Source organism: Bradyrhizobium sp. 179 (genome assembly GCF_023073535.1).
GTDB lineage: Bacteria > Pseudomonadota > Alphaproteobacteria > Rhizobiales > Xanthobacteraceae > Bradyrhizobium.
Map to the genome: position 1 here is coordinate 1 of NZ_JADPJR010000105.1, position 1716 is coordinate 1716.

1 protein-coding gene and 1 pseudogene are annotated in these 1716 nt (G+C 61.8%); both read left to right on the forward strand.

Annotated elements, in window-relative coordinates; genetic code table 11:
- The first annotated feature begins 314 nt into the window (after positions 1 to 314).
- A pseudogene (locus tag IVB12_RS24630) lies at positions 315 to 1445 on the forward strand (DUF993 family protein).
- A gap of 86 nt (positions 1446 to 1531) precedes the next feature.
- Positions 1532 to 1716 (forward strand): helix-turn-helix domain-containing protein (locus IVB12_RS24635; protein WP_247302888.1); only part of this gene is annotated, 185 nt, incomplete at its 3' end.

The following is a 1716-nucleotide window of genomic DNA, read 5'->3' on the forward strand; positions in this document are numbered from 1 at the left end:
CGCGCGAGCGCGCCGGCTGCGGCCTAGTTGAGGGGCAACAGCCGCCGCGCTCGCGCTCCACGCCTATCGGAAGGGCACTTAAGGTGTGATGGCAAATGGTCAGGAAACCGAGATCGAAACACTCCGCACCGTCATCGCGCGTGACAGCGCGCCGCAATGATTGGAATTCGATCTGCGATCTCCATCAGGGCCCGCGGTCCATGGCCGCATCTCGAGGCCGTATACATGACCGCTCCCCGATCCGTTTGCCGAAGCAGCAAAAAGCCCTTGCCGAGAGGGGGCCGTCCATACATGACGGGGAGAGGTCCGAAATCATGAACAGGCCCGTCCAGCCGATGTCCTCATTGTCGCTCAAGCTGCCGAAAGCCGATCGTTCGATCGAGAATTCCCCGCAAAGCTCGAAGGTCCGCTCAACTGCATCGCGTTCTCGGCCGTGCACATTGTCGCCGATGCCTTTGCGACAACGATCCCTGGCTCTCGGTCGCGGTCGATTGGGACAAGACCATCGGTTCCGCGAGCACGTCTGGGATCTCGGGCTTGGTGTCGCCCAGGCCATGGACAGCGCGCAGCGCGGCATGGACCTGGACTGGCCGACCTCGCTGGAGCTGATCACGCGCTCGGTGTCTGCCGCGAAGCGGCGCAATGCGCTGGTGTTTTCGGGCGCCGGCACCGATCGTCTTGCGTGGAGGATGCCAAGACCATCGACGACGTGATCCGCGCCTATGAGGAGCAGATCTCCGCGGTCGAGAAGGTCGGCGGCCGCATCATTCTGATGGCATCGCGCGCTCGCAAAAACTCGGCCGGACGCCGACGACTACGCCAAGGTATATGACCGCGTGCTGCCGCAGGTTCGAGAGCGCGTGATCATCCACTGGCTCGGCGGCATGTTCGATCCGGCATTGACGGGATACTGGGGCACACAAGATCTCGACGAGGCGATGGACACCGCCGTTGCCATCATCAACGGCAATGCCGCCAAGGTCGATGGTGTCAAGGTCTCGCTGCTTGACAAGCAGCGCGAGATCGACATGCGACGGCGCCTCGACAAGCGCATCAAGATGTACACCGGCGACGACTTCAATTATGCGGAGCTGATCGCCGGGATGAGCGGGGTTTCTCGCACGCGCTGCTCGGCATCTTCGACGCGATTGCGCCGGCGGCGTCCTACGCGCTGTCGCGATTGGCCGCCGGCGACGTGCTCGGGGGACGGTGCCGCTGTCGCGCGCTTCTACAAGACCGGCGTCGTGTTCATGGCCTATCTCAAGGGCCACCAGGACCATTTCACCATGGTCGGGGCCCAGGAGAGCGCGCGCTCAGGTTTGCCAATGTTCAGGTTTGCCAATGTTCAGATTGACAGCGCTGGCCTTGAGCTGATTTTGCCCAGCCGGAACGGGACTTACATCATCAACCGGGTTCGCGGCGATCTCGGCTTCCGGCCGATTTAGAACCCCAGAATACCTTTTGATAGTCTCAGAGGTTGCGTCGCACCAATTAGCTTGACTTTTGCGCGGGTGAGTGCTTGCTCACTTACATGAGCTCATTGCGTATGACGAGCGACCTGAGGCGTCAATTGATCCTCCGTGCCGCGAAATGCTGTTTTGCCCGGCATGGCTATACCGGCACCACGACCAAGAGCGTGGCGGCCGCCGCTGCTATTTCCGAGGCGCTGCTGTTCAAGCATTTCCCCTCCAAGGCGGCGCTCTACGCCGAGATCCT